Source organism: Streptomyces lacrimifluminis (assembly GCF_014646095.1).
GTDB lineage: Bacteria > Actinomycetota > Actinomycetes > Streptomycetales > Streptomycetaceae > Streptomyces > Streptomyces lacrimifluminis.
This window is the reverse complement of the sequence record NZ_BMMU01000023.1, coordinates 21,310-37,505: the sequence shown is the minus strand read 5'-3', so window position 1 is coordinate 37,505 and position 16,196 is coordinate 21,310. Positions and strand designations below refer to the sequence as shown.

14 protein-coding genes and 1 tRNA gene are annotated in these 16,196 nt (G+C 71.2%); 7 read left to right on the top strand and 8 right to left on the bottom strand.

All coding sequences use genetic code 11. From position 1 onward, the window contains the following. Positions 1-41: 41 nt before the first annotated feature. The 3 genes from IEY89_RS28640 (at position 42) to IEY89_RS28630 (ending at position 2,430) form a co-directional block, all read left to right on the top strand. Positions 42-518: an ATP-binding protein gene (locus IEY89_RS28640; protein WP_189150413.1), complete on the top strand. Its 477-nt coding sequence runs from the start codon at positions 42-44 to the stop codon at positions 516-518. A gap of 133 nt (positions 519-651) precedes the next feature. After that, entirely contained in the window at positions 652-1,587 is a 936-nt protein-coding gene (locus IEY89_RS28635; RefSeq protein WP_189150412.1) for an intradiol ring-cleavage dioxygenase, read from the top strand. Positions 1,588-1,596: 9 nt separating this feature from the next. Further along, positions 1,597-2,430, top strand: coding sequence for a triphosphoribosyl-dephospho-CoA synthase (locus IEY89_RS28630; RefSeq protein ID WP_189150411.1), 834 nt, complete (start codon positions 1,597-1,599; stop codon positions 2,428-2,430). On the opposite strand, the gene IEY89_RS28625 is transcribed toward IEY89_RS28630, so the two are convergent. From IEY89_RS28625 to IEY89_RS28610, 4 genes are all read right to left on the bottom strand, one after another. Beyond that, the gene (locus IEY89_RS28625; RefSeq protein WP_189150410.1) at positions 2,405-3,637 is read right to left on the bottom strand and encodes an MFS transporter; all 1,233 of its coding nucleotides are present in this window, start codon (positions 3,635-3,637) and stop codon (positions 2,405-2,407) included. The two genes, IEY89_RS28630 and IEY89_RS28625, sit on opposite strands and share 26 nt — an antisense overlap. 139 nt (positions 3,638-3,776) lie before the next feature. Beyond that, the gene (gene pdxR / locus IEY89_RS28620; RefSeq protein ID WP_189150409.1) at positions 3,777-5,180 is read right to left on the bottom strand and encodes a MocR-like pyridoxine biosynthesis transcription factor PdxR; all 1,404 of its coding nucleotides are present in this window, start codon (positions 5,178-5,180) and stop codon (positions 3,777-3,779) included. Between the two features lie 21 nt (positions 5,181-5,201). Then, positions 5,202-6,668: an aminopeptidase P family protein gene (locus IEY89_RS28615; protein WP_189150408.1), complete on the bottom strand. Its 1,467-nt coding sequence runs from the start codon at positions 6,666-6,668 to the stop codon at positions 5,202-5,204. A 99-nt stretch (positions 6,669-6,767) separates the two neighbouring features. Continuing rightward, the gene (locus IEY89_RS28610; RefSeq protein WP_189150407.1) at positions 6,768-8,183 is read right to left on the bottom strand and encodes a PP2C family protein-serine/threonine phosphatase; all 1,416 of its coding nucleotides are present in this window, start codon (positions 8,181-8,183) and stop codon (positions 6,768-6,770) included. A gap of 612 nt (positions 8,184-8,795) precedes the next feature. Between IEY89_RS28610 and IEY89_RS28605 the strand changes: the two genes are divergently transcribed. Both IEY89_RS28605 and IEY89_RS28600 read left to right on the top strand, forming a co-directional pair. After that, entirely contained in the window at positions 8,796-9,470 is a 675-nt protein-coding gene (locus tag IEY89_RS28605) for a bifunctional DNA primase/polymerase (RefSeq protein ID WP_189150406.1), read from the top strand. Positions 9,471-9,525: 55 nt separating this feature from the next. Continuing rightward, positions 9,526-10,134: a hypothetical protein gene (locus tag IEY89_RS28600; RefSeq protein ID WP_189150405.1), complete on the top strand. Its 609-nt coding sequence runs from the start codon at positions 9,526-9,528 to the stop codon at positions 10,132-10,134. Positions 10,135-10,367: 233 nt separating this feature from the next. On the opposite strand, the gene IEY89_RS28595 is transcribed toward IEY89_RS28600, so the two are convergent. From IEY89_RS28595 to IEY89_RS28585, 3 genes are all read right to left on the bottom strand, one after another. After that, positions 10,368-11,357: a DUF5926 family protein gene (locus tag IEY89_RS28595; RefSeq protein ID WP_189150404.1), complete on the bottom strand. Its 990-nt coding sequence runs from the start codon at positions 11,355-11,357 to the stop codon at positions 10,368-10,370. A 138-nt stretch (positions 11,358-11,495) separates the two neighbouring features. Then, entirely contained in the window at positions 11,496-12,134 is a 639-nt protein-coding gene (locus IEY89_RS28590; protein ID WP_189150403.1) for an ATP-binding protein, read from the bottom strand. A gap of 197 nt (positions 12,135-12,331) precedes the next feature. Continuing rightward, the gene (locus IEY89_RS28585) at positions 12,332-13,141 is read right to left on the bottom strand and encodes a glycerophosphodiester phosphodiesterase (protein ID WP_189150402.1); all 810 of its coding nucleotides are present in this window, start codon (positions 13,139-13,141) and stop codon (positions 12,332-12,334) included. Positions 13,142-13,427: 286 nt separating this feature from the next. Between IEY89_RS28585 and IEY89_RS28580 the strand changes: the two genes are divergently transcribed. Continuing rightward, a complete protein-coding gene (locus tag IEY89_RS28580) occupies positions 13,428-14,909 on the top strand; it encodes a S1C family serine protease (RefSeq protein WP_189150401.1) in 1,482 nt (493 codons plus the stop codon). A gap of 64 nt (positions 14,910-14,973) precedes the next feature. Continuing rightward, positions 14,974-15,063, top strand: a tRNA-Ser gene (locus IEY89_RS28575). A gap of 200 nt (positions 15,064-15,263) precedes the next feature. Here the strand turns inward: IEY89_RS28575 and IEY89_RS28570 are convergent. Beyond that, a complete protein-coding gene (locus tag IEY89_RS28570) occupies positions 15,264-16,088 on the bottom strand; it encodes a hypothetical protein (protein ID WP_189150400.1) in 825 nt (274 codons plus the stop codon). Positions 16,089-16,196 lie beyond the last annotated feature (108 nt).

The following is a 16,196-nucleotide window of genomic DNA, read 5'->3' as shown; positions in this document are numbered from 1 at the left end:
ATACGTACAGGTATGTCGAGCCGCGGCCTGGAGGCTGGAGCATGAGCATCTGGTGGTCACTCCATCTTCGGCGTGAGGCCGCGAGCGTTCCGCTCGCCCGACGCCTGCTGCTGGGCACCATGGAGACGGCGGGCGTCGACCCCGACATCTGTTTCGACCTCTCCATCGCGCTCAGCGAGGCCTGTGCGAACGCCGTCGAGCACGGCGGGGACACCGGGCACGACGACTCCCGCGGGGCCTATCGCGTCACCGCGTACCTCGACGGTGAGAAGTGCCGCATCGAAGTCACCGACTCGGGGCCCGGCTTCCCGGCGAGCCCGGCGGCCTCCGAGGCCCCGGCCCGGCCGGCGCCCGTGGCCGCTGTCCCGTACGACGCGGAGAGCGGCCGGGGCCTGTCACTGATCGAGGAGCTCGCCGATCACGTCAGCATCGGCAACAAGCCGGGCCGGGGCGGCGCGGTGGTCAGCTTCGACAAGATCCTCAAGTGGCAGAAGGACGCGCCGCTGATGGCGGTCTGACCGCACCGGAGGCGGTCCGCAGCGGTGACCCGCGCGTCGCGGACAGCCGCCGACTTCAGGTTTCCCACGCTTCACAGGCGGCGCTCAGCCCGCACCCATCTTCCTGACGGACGGCGTCCCTAGTTTTCTGATCATGACGGGAAACCACAGGGACACATCGATCAGCCGGCGCCGCGCTCTCGCGGTGACCGGAGGCACGGTCGCCGCCGGCGGACTCGTGGTCGCGGGCTACCGGTCGGCGTTCGCCGACGAGGCGACGACCACGGCCACAGTCACTGCCGACGCCACGGCGAGCGGGAGCAGCGGCACCTGCGTGCTCATGTCGAGCGTGACGGAGGGGCCGTACTACCTCGACAACGCGCTGGTGAGAAAGGACATCACCGAAGGCAAGGCCGGTGTCCCGCTGACCCTGCGCATCACCGTCCAGGACACCACCGAGTCCTGCGCGCCGGTCGCCGGCGCGGCCGTGGAGATCTGGCACTGCGACGCCTGGGGCTACTACTCCGGCTACACCACCGCCAACCCCGGCGGCTCGGCCCCCGCCGAGAGCGAGGACGGCTCCACCGCCGACGACGACACCTATCTGCGCGGCTACCAGATCGCCGACGCCAACGGGGTCGTGAAGTTCGAGACGATCTTCCCCGGCTGGTACACCCCGCGCACCTGCCACATCCACCTCAAGGTCCACACCGGCGGCCAGAAGGAGGACGGCACCTACGAGGGCGGCACGGTCAACCACACCGGCCAGTTGTTCTTCCCCGACGACGCGGCCGAGGGGATCTTCGCCCTGGAGCCCTACTCGAAGCACTCCGGCAGCTACACGACCCTCGCCGAAGACATGGTGTACGACGGCGGCGGCGCCTCCAGCGGTCTGCTCACCCTGAAGCCGGTCCACAAGAAGGACGTCTCCAAGGGCTACAAGGGCTTCATCACCCTGGGCATCGACCCGGAGGCCGAGAACACCGGCGCGGGCAGCGGCGGCGGAGGTGGCGGTACGCCCCCGAGCGGCGAGCCGCCGACGGACACACCGACCGACAGCGCCTCCCCGTCCCCGTCGGCTTCCTCATAGGCTGCGGCCATGAGCAGCCCCGAGGACGAGGTGCTGGCGCTGGCCGCCGTGGACGCGCTGACCGGGCAGCTGGCCCTGGCTCCCAAGCCGGGCCTGCCCGACCCGCGCGATCTCGACGCCCGCGCCACGCGCAGGGACCAACTCGCCCTGCGCTGGTCGGCCAAGGCGCTCGCGCCCGGCCTCGCGGCGATGGCCGCCGCGGCCCGCCGCACGGGCGAACCGACTCCCGGGCTCCGTACGGAACTCGGCGCGATCGGCCGGTCCACCGAGCACTCGGTGGCGCTCGCGGGCGGCGGCCACCGGGGTGCACTGTGGGCGCTCGGCCTGCTGGTCGCGGCAGCCGCCCTGGATCCCCGGGCCAGGGCGAGCGACGTCACGGCCACCGCCAAGCGCATCGCCGCCCACCCCGACAAACGCGCCCCGCGCAGACCCTCCCGGGGCTCCTCGGTGTCGGCCAAGTACGGCGCGGCCGGCGCCCGGGGCGAGGCGAGGGCGGGATTCCCGCACGTACGGCGCGCGTTGGACGCCCTGGCCACCGCCCGCTCGACCGGCGCGACGGAGGCGCAGGCCCGCCTGGACGCCCTCCTGACCGTCATGTCGACGCTCCAGGACACCGAGTTGCTGTACACGGCGGGCCCGCTCGGCCTGCGCCATGTCCAGGCGGGCGCCCGCGAAATCCTGGCATCGGGCGGCACGTCCACGGAGGCGGGCGCCGCGGCACTGGCCGCCTTCGACGACGACCTCCACGCGCGCGCGTGGAGCCCCCGCGGGAGCGCAGGTCTCTTCGCGGGGGCCCTGTTCCTGGACTCGCTTCCGGTCAGCTCACTGACACGGGCTGCCTGACGGCCGCGCCCACCGGGCCGGCGGCAGCGGCTCTCCGTGCCGCCGGCCCCATCGCGTACGACGCGACCAGCGTGACCCCGCCCAGCAGCAGCCACCCCGGGGTCCCCCAGCCCACCAGCAGCGTGGTGAGGACGAGGGGCCCCGCGGTACGGGCCACGGTGACGCCGGTGCCGAAGAAGCCCTGGTACTCACCGACCCGGTCGGCCGGGGCCAGCTCGAACGACAGTTGCCAGGACCCCGCCGACTGCCCCATCTCGGCGACGACCTGCAGCACGGCGCCGACCACCAGGACACCGACGGCCACCCAGGGGCTCAGCCCGGCGGACAGGGCGAACACCGCGCACGCCGCGAGCATCACCCACCCGGAACGCCGTACCGCGCGCGTGGCCGACGCGATCCCCGACACCCCACGCGCCATCCGCACCTGGAACACCATCACCGCCCCGGTGTTGAGCACGAACAGCGTGGAGACGACCCAGGCCGGAGCATCGGTCCGCTCGGTGATCCACAGCGGGACACCGAGGCTGAGCAACGGCATGCGCAGCAGCAGAACGGTGTTGAGCAGGGTCACGACGACGTACGGCCGGTCGCGCAGCACACCGAGCCCCCGCGACTTCGTCACGGCGACGGGCGCCACCGGCGGCAGCCGCAGCAGCAGCCCCGCGCACACCAGGAAACTAACCGCGTCCAGCGCGAACACCCCGAGATACGCCGCCCGCGTCCCGGCGCTCAGCGCGAGGCCGCCGAGCCCGGCGCCCACCGCCAGACCGGCGTTGAGCGTGGACTGGAGGTGCGCGAGCAGCCGCGTCCGGTCCCCGGCGGTCACCAGCCCGGCGAGCAGCGCCTGCCGGGCCGCCGCGAGCCCCGACTGCGCCGACGCGTAGGCACAGGCCGCGACCACGAACGGCACGAAGCCGCGCACGACGAGGAAGGACGCCACCGCGGCCCCCGTGGCGAGCGCCAGCAGTACGGCGGTCCCGCGTGCCCCGCGCCGGTCGGCGAGCCGCCCGAGCGGCACCCCGACCAGCGATCCGACCGCCCAGGCGAGCGTCAGCCCGAGCCCCACGCGCGCCGGAGCGAGCCCGACGACATGGGTGAAGTAGAGGGCGGAGGTGACGTAGTACGCCCCGTCGCCGACCGAGTTGGTCAACTGGGCCAGGGCGAGCACGCGCTGCGGGCCTGCGGGCGGGACGAGGGAGTTGGTCATACGGACGACGTTAGAAGCGCGGTGGACCGCTGAGCAGACCCAATAGTCACGCCATTCAGTGGCCCAATTCCGCTCCGGTTCACTCCGATTCACCATGGTTCATGCCTGTTTACTTCGGCTTGCTTCGGGGAAACCGCGCTCAGTCACCCGCCAGAACCCGCCCGAGCACCTCCAACGCCTCCGGGTACACCCGCTCCCGAGGCGTCCCGTACCCCACGACGAGCCCCTGGGCCCGCTCTCCCGCCGCCCCCTCGCCCGGCGCGTGCCAGTGCTCCCCGAGATGCCCCACCGCGAGCCCGGCTTCGGCGGCCCGCGCCAGGACCGCCGCCTCGTCGGCCACCTCGACCAGGGCGTGCAGCCCCGCCGCGATGCCGCGCACGTTCCGATGAGCGCCCAGCAGTTCGACGAGCCGGTCCCGGCGGCGCCGGTACCGCAGGCGGCACGCGCGCACGTGCCGGTCGTACGCGTGGCTGGTGATCAGTTCGGCGAGGGCCAGCTGCCCGATGGTCTCCGTGTGGTGGTCGCTGTGCAGCTTGGCGTCGGCGACCGGGTCGACGAGGTGGGGCGGCAGCACCATCCAGCCGAGGCGCAGGGCGGGCCCGAGCGTCTTGGAGGCGGTGCCGACATAGGCGACCTGCCCCGGAGCCATGCCCTGAAGAGCGCCGACGGGCTGTCTGTCGTACCGGAACTCCCCGTCGTAGTCGTCCTCGACGATCAGCCCGCCACGCGCGCGTGCCCAGTCGCTGAGCGCCCGACGCCGCTCCGGGTGCAGGGTGACGCCGGTCGGGTACTGATGGGCGGGCGTGACGACCACCGCCGAGACGTCGTGCGGGTCGGCCAACTCCTCCACACGGGCGCCGTGTCCGTCGATGCCGATCGGTACGACCCGTCCGCCGGCCCGCCGGACGACCTCGCGGTGGAAGGGCAGCCCCGGGTCCTCCATGGCGATCGTGGCGCCGTCCAGCACGCGCGTGAGGAGCGCGAGCCCCTGCACGTACCCGGAGGTGATCACGATCCGCTCGGGCGGCGCGAGCACCCCGCGGGCCCGGCCCAGGTAGCCGGACAGTGCCGTCCGCAGCTCGATCCGGCCGCGCGGATCGCCGTAGTCGTACGCCGGGGAGGGAGCCGCCGCGAGGGCCCGGCGCAGCGCCCGTAGCCAGGCGTCCGCCGGGAACGTCCCCACGTCCGGACTCCCGGGCCGCAGATCGAAGCGGGGCACACGCGCGCGTGCGTGTGCCCCCGGCGGTTCGGCGTCCACCGAGGGCAACGCGGCGACCTGCGTACCGGCCCCCTGCCGAGCGCTGAGATACCCCTCGGCGACGAGCTGGTCGTAGGCGGCCTTCACGGTCCCCCGCGAGACCCCCAACTCGTCGGCGAGCCGCCGAGTGGCAGGCAGTAGGGCCCCGGGCGCGAGCCGCCCGTCCCGCACGGCGTCACGCAGGGCCCGCTCAATCCCGGCGCGACGCCCTTCGGCGGCGATCACTTCCAGATGCAGGTCCACACCGACATGCCCAGGGGCGAGGGGAACCGCGCGCTCAGCCACGAACTGCCCGCAGCCGAAAGATCAGCTCTTCAGGGAAGCCATCCAAGCCTCCACCTCATCCGAGCGCCGGGGAAGCCCAGCCGAAAGGTTCCGATTCCCGGACTCCGTCACCAGGATGTCGTCCTCGATCCGCACCCCGATACCCCGATACTCCACAGGCACGGTCAGATCATCGGCCTGGAAGTACAGCCCGGGTTCAACGGTCAGCACCATCCCGGGCTCCAGCACACCATCCACGTACGACTCGACCCGCGCCGCAGCGCAGTCGTGAACGTCCATGCCGAGCATGTGCCCGGTGCCGTGCAGCGTCCACCTCCGCTGCAGCCCCAGCTCCAGCACCCGCTCCACCGGCCCCTCGACCAGCCCCCACTCCACGATCCGCTCGGCCAGCACCCGCTGCGCGGCGTCGTGGAAGTCCCGGTACTTGCCCCCGGGCCGCACGGCCGCGATCCCGGCCTCCTGGGCGTCGTACACCGCGTCGTAGATCTTCTTCTGGATCTCGGTGTACGTGCCGTTGATCGGCAGGGTCCGGGTGACGTCGGCCGTGTAGTACGTGTGCGTCTCGACGCCCGCGTCCAGCAGCAGCAGCTCACCGGAGCGCACGGCCCCGTCGTTGCGCACCCAGTGCAGCGTGCAGGCGTGCGGGCCGGCGGCGCAGATGGAGCCGTATCCGACGTCGTTGCCCTCGACCCGCGCGCGGAGGAAGAAGGTGCCCTCGATGTACCGCTCGGAGGTCGCCTCGGCCTTGTCGAGGACCTTCACCACGTCCTCGAACCCGCGCACCGTCGAGTCGACGGCCTTCTGCAGCTCACCGATCTCGAACTCGTCCTTGACCAGCCGTGCCTCCGACAGGAAGACCCGCAGTTCCTCGTCGCGCTCGGCGGTGACCTTGTCGGTCAGGGCGGCCTCGATACCGGCGTCGAACCCGCGTACGACGCGGACGGGCCCGGTGGCCTCCGCCAGCGTGCCCGCCAGCTCACGCACGTCCGAGGCCGGAATGCCGTACACCTGTTCGGCCTCGGTGAGCGAGTGGCGGCGGCCGACCCACAGCTCGCCCTGGCCGGAGAGCCAGAACTCGCCGTTCTCACGGTCGGAGCGCGGGAGGAGATAGATGGTCGCCCGGTGACCGTCGACGACCGGCTCCAGGACGAGGACGCCGTCCTCCGTCTGGTTGCCGGTCAGGTACGCGTACTCGACCGACGCACGGAAGGGGTACTCCGTGTCGTTCGAACGTGTCTTCAGATTGCCCGCGGGGATCACCAGACGCTCGCCCGGGAAGCGCGCGGAGAGCGCGGCGCGGCGGGCGGCGGTGTGACCGGCCTGCGCGAGGGGCTCCAGGCCCGTCAGCTCGGTGTCGGCCCAGCCGGACTTCATGTTCTCGGCAAGCTCGTCGGAGACGCCCGGGTACAGGCCGTTCTTCCGCTGCTTGATCGGCTCTTCGGGCTCGGTCTCAGTCTCCGGGGTCACCGGATTGAGCTCGTCCGCCACGGTCATCCTCCTAGATACGGCACTGGACCCCGTCCATCGTACGGTCGTACGGGACAGGGCCCAGGGGTGCGCATGGAGACCGGACGGGTGTCCGGCGGCTCACTCGAACCGCGCCGACAGCAGTACGACGTCCTCCTGACCGTCCGACGCGTCCAGCTCGTCCGGCAGCATGCTCCGCAGGACGTGGTCCGCGATCGCGCCAGGATCGTCCCGCAGCTGCCTGGGCACGCTCGCCGCCGCCGCGTGCAGCCGGGAGAAGGCCCGGTCCACGGAGGCGCCGGTACGGTGCAGCAGTCCGTCGGTGTAGAGCAGAACCGTCTCTCCTGGCTCGGTACGGAACTCCACGCTGGGCGCCTCCCAGCAGGCGAGCATCCCGAGCGGCGCCGACACGGTGGTCTCCACGAACTCGGTGCGCCGCTCGCCGATCACCAGGGGCGGACAGTGCCCGGCACCGGCCAGCGTGACCTTGCGCAGCGTGGGCTCGCAGTACGCGAACAGGGCGGTGGCGCAGCGGGCGGGCTCGGTGAGCCGCAGAAGCAGCTCCAGGTCGGAGAGGACCGCCACGGGGTCCTCTCCCTCCATCACGGCGTACGCGCGCAGGGAGGCCCGCAGCCGGCCCATCGCGGCGATCGCGCTCGGCCCGGAGCCGGTCACCGCGCCCACGGCCAGGCCGAGGGCGGCGTCCGGGAGCGGCAGCGCGTCGTACCAGTCGCCGCCGCCGCGCGGGCCGGTGCGGTGCCGGGCGGCGAGTTGGACGCCGGCCGTCCGGGGCAGCCGGGAGGGCAGCAGCTCCGCGGAGATCGTCCGCACGCACGCGCGTGTGCGCTCCACCTCGACCAGCCGGGCCAGGTGCTCGGTCGCGAACCGCGCGTACAGGCCGACGAGGTGGCGCTGCCGTTCGACCGGCTCCGCGGGTTCGTCGTACAGCCAGACGGCCGCGCCGAGGCGGCCCGCGGACTCGGTGGACAGGGGGAGCGCGTAGCTCGCCGCGTAGCCGAGGCGGGCGGCCACCTCGCGGTGGCGGGGGTCCAGACCGTCCTCGGCGAGGAGGTCCGGGTGTGTGATTTCGCTCTCGCCGCCGGGCAGCCCGGCGGCCGTGTCGAGAAGCTGCCCGTACGGCATCGCGCCGCGCGGGATCGTCTCGATGTGTCCGAGGTCGGCACGGGCCAGCCCCAGGCCGATGGTGGTGTCGGGGCCCAGACCGTCACCGGGTTCCAGGACGACGAGACCGCGTCGGGCGCCCACGAGAGCGGCTCCGGCGCGCAGCAGTTCCTGGAGCGCGTCGGTGAGTACCGACGTGCGCGCCAGCCGTTCGGTGAGCTCATGCAGTGTTGTGAGGTCGGACACCCAACCGGCGAGGCGGTCCTGAAGGAGGATGCCGGGGCCGTTCGGGCAGGTCGGCGCGGGTGTGTCCGCTGGGGTGTCCGGCGTTACGGGCGCGGGCGCGACAGTGTGTGCGGGCGAGGGAACCGTGGCGTCGATTCCAGCCACTTTCGGGAGGTGAGGGGCGTTCATGGCGTCCGGCCTTCCGACCGGCGCCTATTGCTCAATAGCATCGCAAACCCCCATGTGATTCTGCGCCGCTAGCAGTGTCTCCACATGTACACGCACTCGTGAGGGGATGTCCAGCATTGTCCTGCCGGGATTCCTGGTGTCCATGGGTTTGCCGGGTCCCCTTGCGGAAAAGCGAAGTTGGCTTAAAACTGACTCGGGTAGCGGGTTATTGCGGTCGACTGGCCTGGTTCGACGGAGCGTCACAGCGGTCTTGGTGGGTACGTTCTCGGTGAAGGCCCAGGGGTGGTTGTGGAACCGCCCGGAACCTGGCGACGGACCCGGGCGTCCTTACCATCGACGACCGTGCCCCATCCTCCCTTGACGGAGGCGGAGAGAACACGCGGGACGGCAAAACGCCAGACTCCGCCACCCCGCGCCATGCCCAGGCTTTAGATGAACGCTGTATGGATGCGGACGTAATCAACGCTCGGCGCTCGGCGCACAACAAGGGGGCTTCCCCTTGCCTCTCGCCGGTCGGGATGCGCCAGGAGATACGCACAGTGAAGTGATCGACACATGGTGTGATGTGGCCCACGGTGTTGCCAGGCGTGCAACGGAAAGGAACGAGCGCTCATGCGCGAGATCCTCGGAAGGCTCGGAAGGCGACGCAGGCTCCTGTCCCGGCGTGACGGCGGGAAGCCTGAGGTGCTCGGCGCGGCTCTGACGTTCGCGACCGGTTGGCAGTGGCCCGTACTCCCGGGCGTGGCACCGGATCCACAGGGGCGCGCCCGTTGCGGCTGCCCCGATCCGGAGTGCACGGTCCCCGGCGCTCACCCGTTCGACCCCGGTCTGCTCGCGGCCACCACCGACGAGCGCATGGTGAGCTGGTGGTGGACCAACCGGCCGACGGCCCCCATCATCCTCGCCACCGGCGGCGCCGCCCCGTGCGCGGTGAGCCTGCCGGCCCCGGCCGCGGCCCGTGCGCTCAAGGCTTTGGACCGCAAGGGCATGCGCCTGGGTCCGGTCGTCGCGGCGCCCACCCGATGGTCGCTGCTCGTGAAGCCGTACACGATGGAACAGCTGGGCGAGCTGCTGTACGCGAAGGACTTCGTGCCCGGCTCCCTCCGCTTCCACAGCGAGGGCGGTTACATCGCGCTGCCCCCGTCCGAGACCGGTCAGGGCCAGATCCGCTGGGAGCGCGCACCGCTGCCCGGCTCGTCCTCGCCCTGGGTGCCCGATGTCGAGGCCGTGGTGGACGCCGTGGTCGAGGCCCTCACTCGTACGGGTGTGAGCGCGCCCGAGTTGTAGGGGTGTCGAGCGCGCGGGCAACCGGGCGCCCGGCCCTGTCGTTATCTTCACCTCCATGAACCTCCGTCTGCTCGCGCTCTCGGGCGTCGTGGCGCTCACGGTCGCGCTTCCGCTGGCCGTGGCGTCCGCGGGGCCCGTGGGCGACGCGGACCGCGACGCCCTCCTTTCCCTGACGCCGGAAGAAGGCCCTCAGGAGGGGCCTGAGGACGGCAAGGCGAGAGAGGCCGCCGATCCTCCCGCCGACCCCACCGGTTCCCCGCTGCTGCTGGGCCTTGGGCTCGCCACGGCCGCCCGCTGCGGTCCCGAACTCACCTCCCCCGACGGCATCGAGGCGCAGACCTGTGTGCTGTCCCAGGGGGAGGAGACCTGGGCGCGCACCTATTACCGCAACGCGACCGGCCATGCGCTCACGTCCGTACTGAGCCTCATGGGGCCGGGCGCCCGCACCGTGCAACTGCGGTGCGCGGTGGGCGCGGAGGACGAGCCGGGGGTGTGCGAGACGCCCAGGGAGCGCACGGCGGGCGAGCCGGGGGCGTACACGGCGGTCGCGGAGTTCGCGGCGGCGGGGAATCCGGCGGAAGACGCGGCGGAGGCGTCGGACGTCGGAGAGGGCCCGCTGCTGCTGCGATCGGGGAGCAACTCCGGGGTGCCCGACGGGAGTTGACGCACGGCGCCGTTCCGTGCGGAACGCGGTACAGGACGCTGTGCGGATCTCCGGGCAGAGAAAGACCCGGTTGCTGGCGACGGGGGATGCACCAGCAACCGGGCTACCGCAACGCTAACAAGAGATCGGCGGTTCGCAAATTCGATCTCGGCTATTCGGACACCGATTCCGTTGCTCTCACCGGGAGTTGTGACTGGAGTCACCCGGTCGGAGCGAGCGGATCCGACTGTGTGTCAGCTGAGAGTCACCTGTCGGTTGGTCAGGCCGCCGCGGGCTCGGCGCTCTTCCGGAGTGAGCGGAGCGTCCGAGGCCAGGGCGGTGGCGAGACGGTCGGCGAACTCGGCGGCCGGCTTCTCGACGTCCTCCGCGGTGACGCCGGTCGGCAGGTCCCAGACCGGCACGGTGAGGCCGTGCGCCCGGAAGGAACCCACCAGGCGCGTGCCCTCGCCCAGGCTGGACCGCCCGGCCGCGTGCAGCCGCGCGAGGGCGTCGAGCAGCTGCTCCTCGCCGTGCGGCATCACCCAGCGCAGGTGGTTCTTGTCCGGCGTCTCGCACCAGTACGCAGCGTCGACGCCCGTCAGCTTCACGGTCGGGATGGCGGCGTCGTTCGCGCGCTCCAGGGAGGCGGTGACGTCCGCCGTGGCGTTCTGCGCGTCCGGAACCCAGAACTCGAACCCCGTGTGCACAACTGGCTCGAACGCGCCTTCGGGGTCGAGCAGGTCCTGCAGTCGCGGACCCTCGGCCGGGGAGCGGCGGCCCTGGACGGGCGTACCGGGCTCCGCGGTGAGCGCGCGCTGGAGGGTGTCGGCGAGGTCGCGGCTGATGTCGCCGGACGCCGTGTCGTTCTGCAGACCGAGCAGGACCGAGCCGTCGTCGCGGCGCAGGGCGGGCCAGGCCATCGGCAGAACCGTCGCGAGTGTGACCGAGGGAACGCCCTCGGGAAGGCCGGCCTTCAGGGTCAGCTCCACGGTGGCGGCGGGGACCAGCTCGCGCAGGGCCACCCAGTCGCCCTCGCCGGGCAGGCCCTCGAAGGGCCGGTGCACCAGTTCGGTCACCGCGTGCGCGGCGGCCCGGCCGTGGCAGGCCTTGTAGCGCCGGCCACTGTTGCAGGGGCAGGGCTCGCGGGCGCCGACAACCGGAAAGTCCCCATCAGCGCCTCCGGCGCGGGCTCGGTCGGACAGCTGAGGCCGCGAGGCCTTCGTCTGGGGTCGCTTCTTGGCCATCGTGGGTGTCTCCCGGTTACGGCTCGTCTCGTACTGGCGCGAGCCTAGCCGCTCGTACGACGGCTGAAGGGACCCTGGGGACAACGGACCGCACGCCGACGGCCGGACCTGTGGACACGTCCGGCCGCCGGTGTGCCGTCAGTCCATGTCGTCGAACGCGTCCGAGAAGTCCAGCTCGGGTATCGCGGACATCGAGCGGGCCGTGATGCGGGTGGCGAAGTCGGTGCGCCGATGGCCCGCGTCAGGGTCGTGGACGTCGTCGTTGACGACGACCCACACCGTGACCTCGCCGCGGGTGTCGTCGCGGACACCCCAGTCGTTGGCCAGCGCCGTGATGATGTTCAGCCCGCGGCCACCGTGCGCCGTCACCGAAGGGGTCGCCGGAACCGGGCGGGTCGGACCGCCGCCGTCCGTCACCTCGACGGTGAGCCTGCCGCCGGTGTCCACGCGCCACGCGGCCCGGACGTCGCCGTCACCGGCCAGGGCCTCGCCCAGTGGCCGACCGTGTTTGCACGCATTGCTCAAGAGTTCGGACAGGATCAACACCGCGTCGTCGATGACCGATTCCGACACACCGCCCGTGCGCAACTGATCGCGCATCCGATGTCTTGCTTTCCCCACGCCCGCAGGGCCATGGGGAACGGCCATGCTCGACGACGTGGGCACCTCCTGTGCCACCACAAACGCCACCCCCGAGACCTCCTTTGCCCCACGCCACGGTGTGAATGCCCCCTTGGCCTGTACCGGAAACCGTCCCTTCCGCCTTCTATGACGCACTCGCGGTGATCGAACACGGAGCGAACGCGCCGGTGCACTCCCCGTAACGGAGTGGCCGGATTTCGACGGTATGGCCGAAGGTGGAGGCTCCCTCACCGGGACCGCCAGGTCAAGAGCCCCGGCGCGAACCGGGGTTCGGAGTCGGGTAAGAGACGGCTCGCGGCCGAGGGGTTCTGCCGTTGTGGGAGCGCGGCCGGTCAGCGGCCCAGTTGCCGCAGAACCGCGCCCGGGCGGTTGGTGATGATGGCGTCGATGCCGAGCTCGACGCAGAGGCCGACGTCCTCGGGCTCGTTCACGGTCCAGACGTGCACCCGGTGGCCGGCGCGTTTCAGCCGCTCGACATACGCCGGGTGGCTGCGCACGATCCGGATCGAGGGGCCCGCGATCCCGACCCCCATGGGCAGCCGGCCGTCGCGCAGCCGGGGCGAGAGGAACTGGTTCAGATAGACCGTCGGCAGCGTCGGCGAGGCGGCCCGGACCCGGTGCAGCGAGCGCGCCGAGAAGCTCATGACCCGTACCTGTGAATCGGCCGGGGACTCCGGGGCGTCCAGCCCGAACCGCTTGAGCAGGAACAGGAGCCGCTCCTCGACCTGCCCCGCCCAGCGCGTGGGGTGCTTGGTCTCGATGGCCAGCTCCACCCGCCGCCCGGCGTCGGCGACGAGTTCGAGCAGCCGCTCCAGGGTGAGTACGGAGGTGTCCTCACGGTCCTCCGGGCGGTGCTCCCAGTCGGGGGCCTCGTCGCCGTTCTTCCAGGAACCGAAGTCCAGGGCGGCCAGGTCGGCGAGTTCCAGGGCGGAGACCGCGCCGCGGCCGTTGGACGTACGGTTGACGCGGCGGTCGTGGACGCAGACGAGATGGCCGTCCGCGGTCAGCCGTACGTCGCACTCCAGGGCGTCGGCGCCGGCCTCGATCGCCTTCTTGTAGGCGGCCAGTGTGTGCTCGGGTGCCTCTTCGGAGGCTCCGCGGTGGGCGACGACCTGGATCGGGTGCTGTCGTGCGTGGGTCACCGCGTCATGGTGTCACCGTCGGAGGGCGCCATGACGTAGCGGGCACCCCGCGCGCGTAACAGATGCACATGGTTGTGTGAATTGTCAGATATAAAGGATGGCCCCGGACCCACAGGCACCGCTTATGGTGCCCTGACGGCCCGTGGGAAAAGCTGGCGGCATACAAAAGGACACGCACAGCTGAAACGTACCGACCGCGTACCCGTGTAAACGGGTACGCACATATGTGATCGGACGTGACCAAGTGCGACCGACCAGGACAGCCGTGGATCGAGGAGACAGAGCTGTGAGCACCGAGAACGAGGGCACTGTGGTACCCCCGGCCCCGTCCGCACCTCCCGTGCCGGTGGAAACTCCTGCTGCCTCCCCGCAGGTCACCGCGCACGAGGCCCCGACGACTCCGCTCCCGCCGGTGCCTTCGAGCGCCCCGGGCACACCGGAGCAGGCACAGGCGCACGCGGGCCAGGTGTCGGCGTACGCGTCGGCGGGAGCGCCGGAGGCGGGACAGGGCGCCGGGCCGGCCCCCGAAGCGGGCGCCTGGCCGCCGCCCCCGCCGCCGGTGACGCCGTCGTACATGGGCGGCGGAAGCGGCGCTGACACGGGCGCGCCCTGGGGCGCCACGTACGACCAGCAGCAGCCGAAGCCGAAGTCCGGGCGCGGCGGGCTGTTCGCGGCCGTGCTGGTGGCCGCGCTGGTCGCGGGCGGCCTGGGCGGCGGCCTCGGCTACACGCTGGCCAAGGACAACGACTCCACCACGTCCACGACGGTCTCCGCCTCACAGCAGACCGGCGGCGACCTGAAGCGCGACGCGGGCACGGTCGCGGGCGTGGCCGCCAAGGCGCTGCCGAGCACGGTCACCATCGAGGCCGAGAGCTCCAGCGGCGAGGGCGGCACCGGTACGGGCTTCGTCTTCGACACCCAGGGCCACATCGTCACCAACAACCACGTCGTCGCGGAGGCGGTCGACGGCGGCAAACTGACGGCCACCTTCCCCGACGGCAAGAAGTACGACGCCGAGGTCGTCGGCCACGCACAGGGCTACGACGTGGCGGTCATCAAGCTCAAGAACGCCCCGTCGAACCTCCAGCCGCTCACCCTCGGCGACTCCGACAAGGTGGCCGTGGGCGACTCGACGATCGCGATCGGCGCCCCCTTCGGCCTCTCCAACACGGTGACGACGGGCATCATCAGCGCCAAGAACCGCCCGGTGGCCTCCAGCGACGGCAGCGCCAGCAGCAAGGCCTCGTACATGAGCGCCCTACAGACGGACGCGTCGATCAACCCGGGCAACTCCGGCGGTCCGCTGCTCGACGCGTCGGGCAACGTCATCGGCATCAACTCGGCGATCCAGTCCTCCAGCGGCGGCGGCCTGGGCACCGGCCAGTCCGGCTCGATCGGCCTGGGCTTCGCCATCCCGATCAACCAGGCCAAGTACGTCGCCCAGCAACTGATCAAGACGGGCAAGCCGGTCTACGCGAAGATCGGCGCCTCGGTCACCCTGACCGAGGGTACGGGCGGCGCGCAGATCAGCCAGAAGTCCGACGACTCCCCGGAACCCGTGGAGACGGGCGGCCCGGCGGCTGCGGCCGGCCTCAAGCCCGGCGACGTCATCACCAAGCTCGACGACCACGTGATCGACAGCGGCCCGACCCTGATCGGCGAGATCTGGACCCACAAGCCCGGCGACAAGGTCCAGATCACCTACGAACGCGACGGCAAGTCAAAGACGGTCGAACTGACCCTGGGCTCCCGCGAGGGCGACAGCTGACCCACGGGCGCCCGCGAGGACCCGTTACTCTTGTCCCGCGCCGAGCTGATCAGGCTGGGCGCGGGGAAGCGTGCCCGAGCGGCCTAAGGGAACGGTCTTGAAAACCGTCGTGGCAGCGATGTCACCGTGAGTTCGAATCTCACCGCTTCCGCCAGGTCAGGGAGTGTGCAGGTCAGATGGGGTGTCTCTCGGTGAGGGGCACCCCATCTGCGTGGGCCTGTCTCAGCTTGACGCGGGTCTGTCGCGTTGTTGATCAGCGTGTGTGGACCAGGTGTGGACCACGGTCCATGCCGCGCTGGGGCGGGCTGGGTACTTGAGTACCGACAACCCTGCATGCCAGCCCGATGGGTCGCGTCAGCAGTGGCAGTGGACCCGGACGAGGATCGTGTCGCCGGGAAGGTCCGCGAGGTACGCCTCGCTGCCCGGCCACACGGCGGGCAGTGGAGAGTCGTGTGGGCACAGCTCAGGCTCGCAGAAGGCGTGGACGGCCTCCATGCCGTGCTGGTACACCTCCAGCCACCAGCCATCCAGAGTGAGCACATCCGTATTCGATGGCCTTGTTGATGTGTACTGCCGGATGTACTCGGCCCGGGTTCCGGCGTAGCCGATGACCGGGTGCTCCAAAGGATCGCTGTTGCCAAAAAAGCCCAGGAAGCCCGTGTCGAGGCTGAAAGAGTGGTCCAGGTACGCCTTGATCAGCGGCTGGTCCCGGTAGGCGGAGAACATTGCGTCTGAATACCCGTCACCGCCGAATGCGGTGGGATCGTTTCGCCAGCGGTCCACGAAGTCCGCGAGGGGAACGGCCGCAGGGTGCACGGCGGAGAGGCTGTGCCACAGGTCCCACGACGCGGCGGCTGCACGTTCGGAAGCAAGGTGCGGCTGGGAGAAATCGAGCAGGGCGCGCGGTCCTCCGGCGCAGACGCCCGGGGGGCTGGGGCGGGGTGTGCCGTCGGGTGCAGGGTCGTCATGGATGAGCCGGGGATCGTCCTCGTGTCCGAGGGCGACGGCGAAACCTCCGTCTGTGCTGCCGCCGCGGATGCGGCGGGAGTCCCACATGCCGCGACTGACAGGGTTGTTTCCTGAATCGGAGTCGAAGGGCGCAAAAGCCTTCGTGAGCGCCCCTTCGACATCGCCCGCGGCCTCGGCCGGCAGGCAGACCGTCACCGTTACGCCAGCCATCAACTCTCCTTGTCATCTGGGTGCACAGGATGGATGCAGGTGTGCAGATCCGTGCCCCAGACCATGTCTACAGTGCGGCGAAGCCGGGACGCGATTTGTTTTGGGTGA

Excerpts from the sequence above, each read along its gene's own strand:
- IEY89_RS28600 (WP_189150405.1), top strand. The coding sequence starts at position 9,526 with ATGAACCTCCGTCTGCTCGCGCTCTCGGGCGTCGTGGCGCTCACGGTC.
- IEY89_RS28610 (WP_189150407.1), bottom strand. The coding sequence starts at position 8,183 with ATGAACGCCCCTCACCTCCCGAAAGTGGCTGGAATCGACGCCACGGTT.
- IEY89_RS28630 (WP_189150411.1), top strand. The coding sequence starts at position 1,597 with ATGAGCAGCCCCGAGGACGAGGTGCTGGCGCTGGCCGCCGTGGACGCG.
- IEY89_RS28625 (WP_189150410.1), bottom strand. The coding sequence starts at position 3,637 with ATGACCAACTCCCTCGTCCCGCCCGCAGGCCCGCAGCGCGTGCTCGCC.
- IEY89_RS28595 (WP_189150404.1), bottom strand. The coding sequence starts at position 11,357 with ATGGCCAAGAAGCGACCCCAGACGAAGGCCTCGCGGCCTCAGCTGTCC.
- IEY89_RS28635 (WP_189150412.1), top strand. The coding sequence starts at position 652 with ATGACGGGAAACCACAGGGACACATCGATCAGCCGGCGCCGCGCTCTC.
- IEY89_RS28605 (WP_189150406.1), top strand. The coding sequence starts at position 8,796 with ATGCGCGAGATCCTCGGAAGGCTCGGAAGGCGACGCAGGCTCCTGTCC.
- IEY89_RS28640 (WP_189150413.1), top strand. The coding sequence starts at position 42 with ATGAGCATCTGGTGGTCACTCCATCTTCGGCGTGAGGCCGCGAGCGTT.
- IEY89_RS28570 (WP_189150400.1), bottom strand. The coding sequence starts at position 16,088 with ATGGCTGGCGTAACGGTGACGGTCTGCCTGCCGGCCGAGGCCGCGGGC.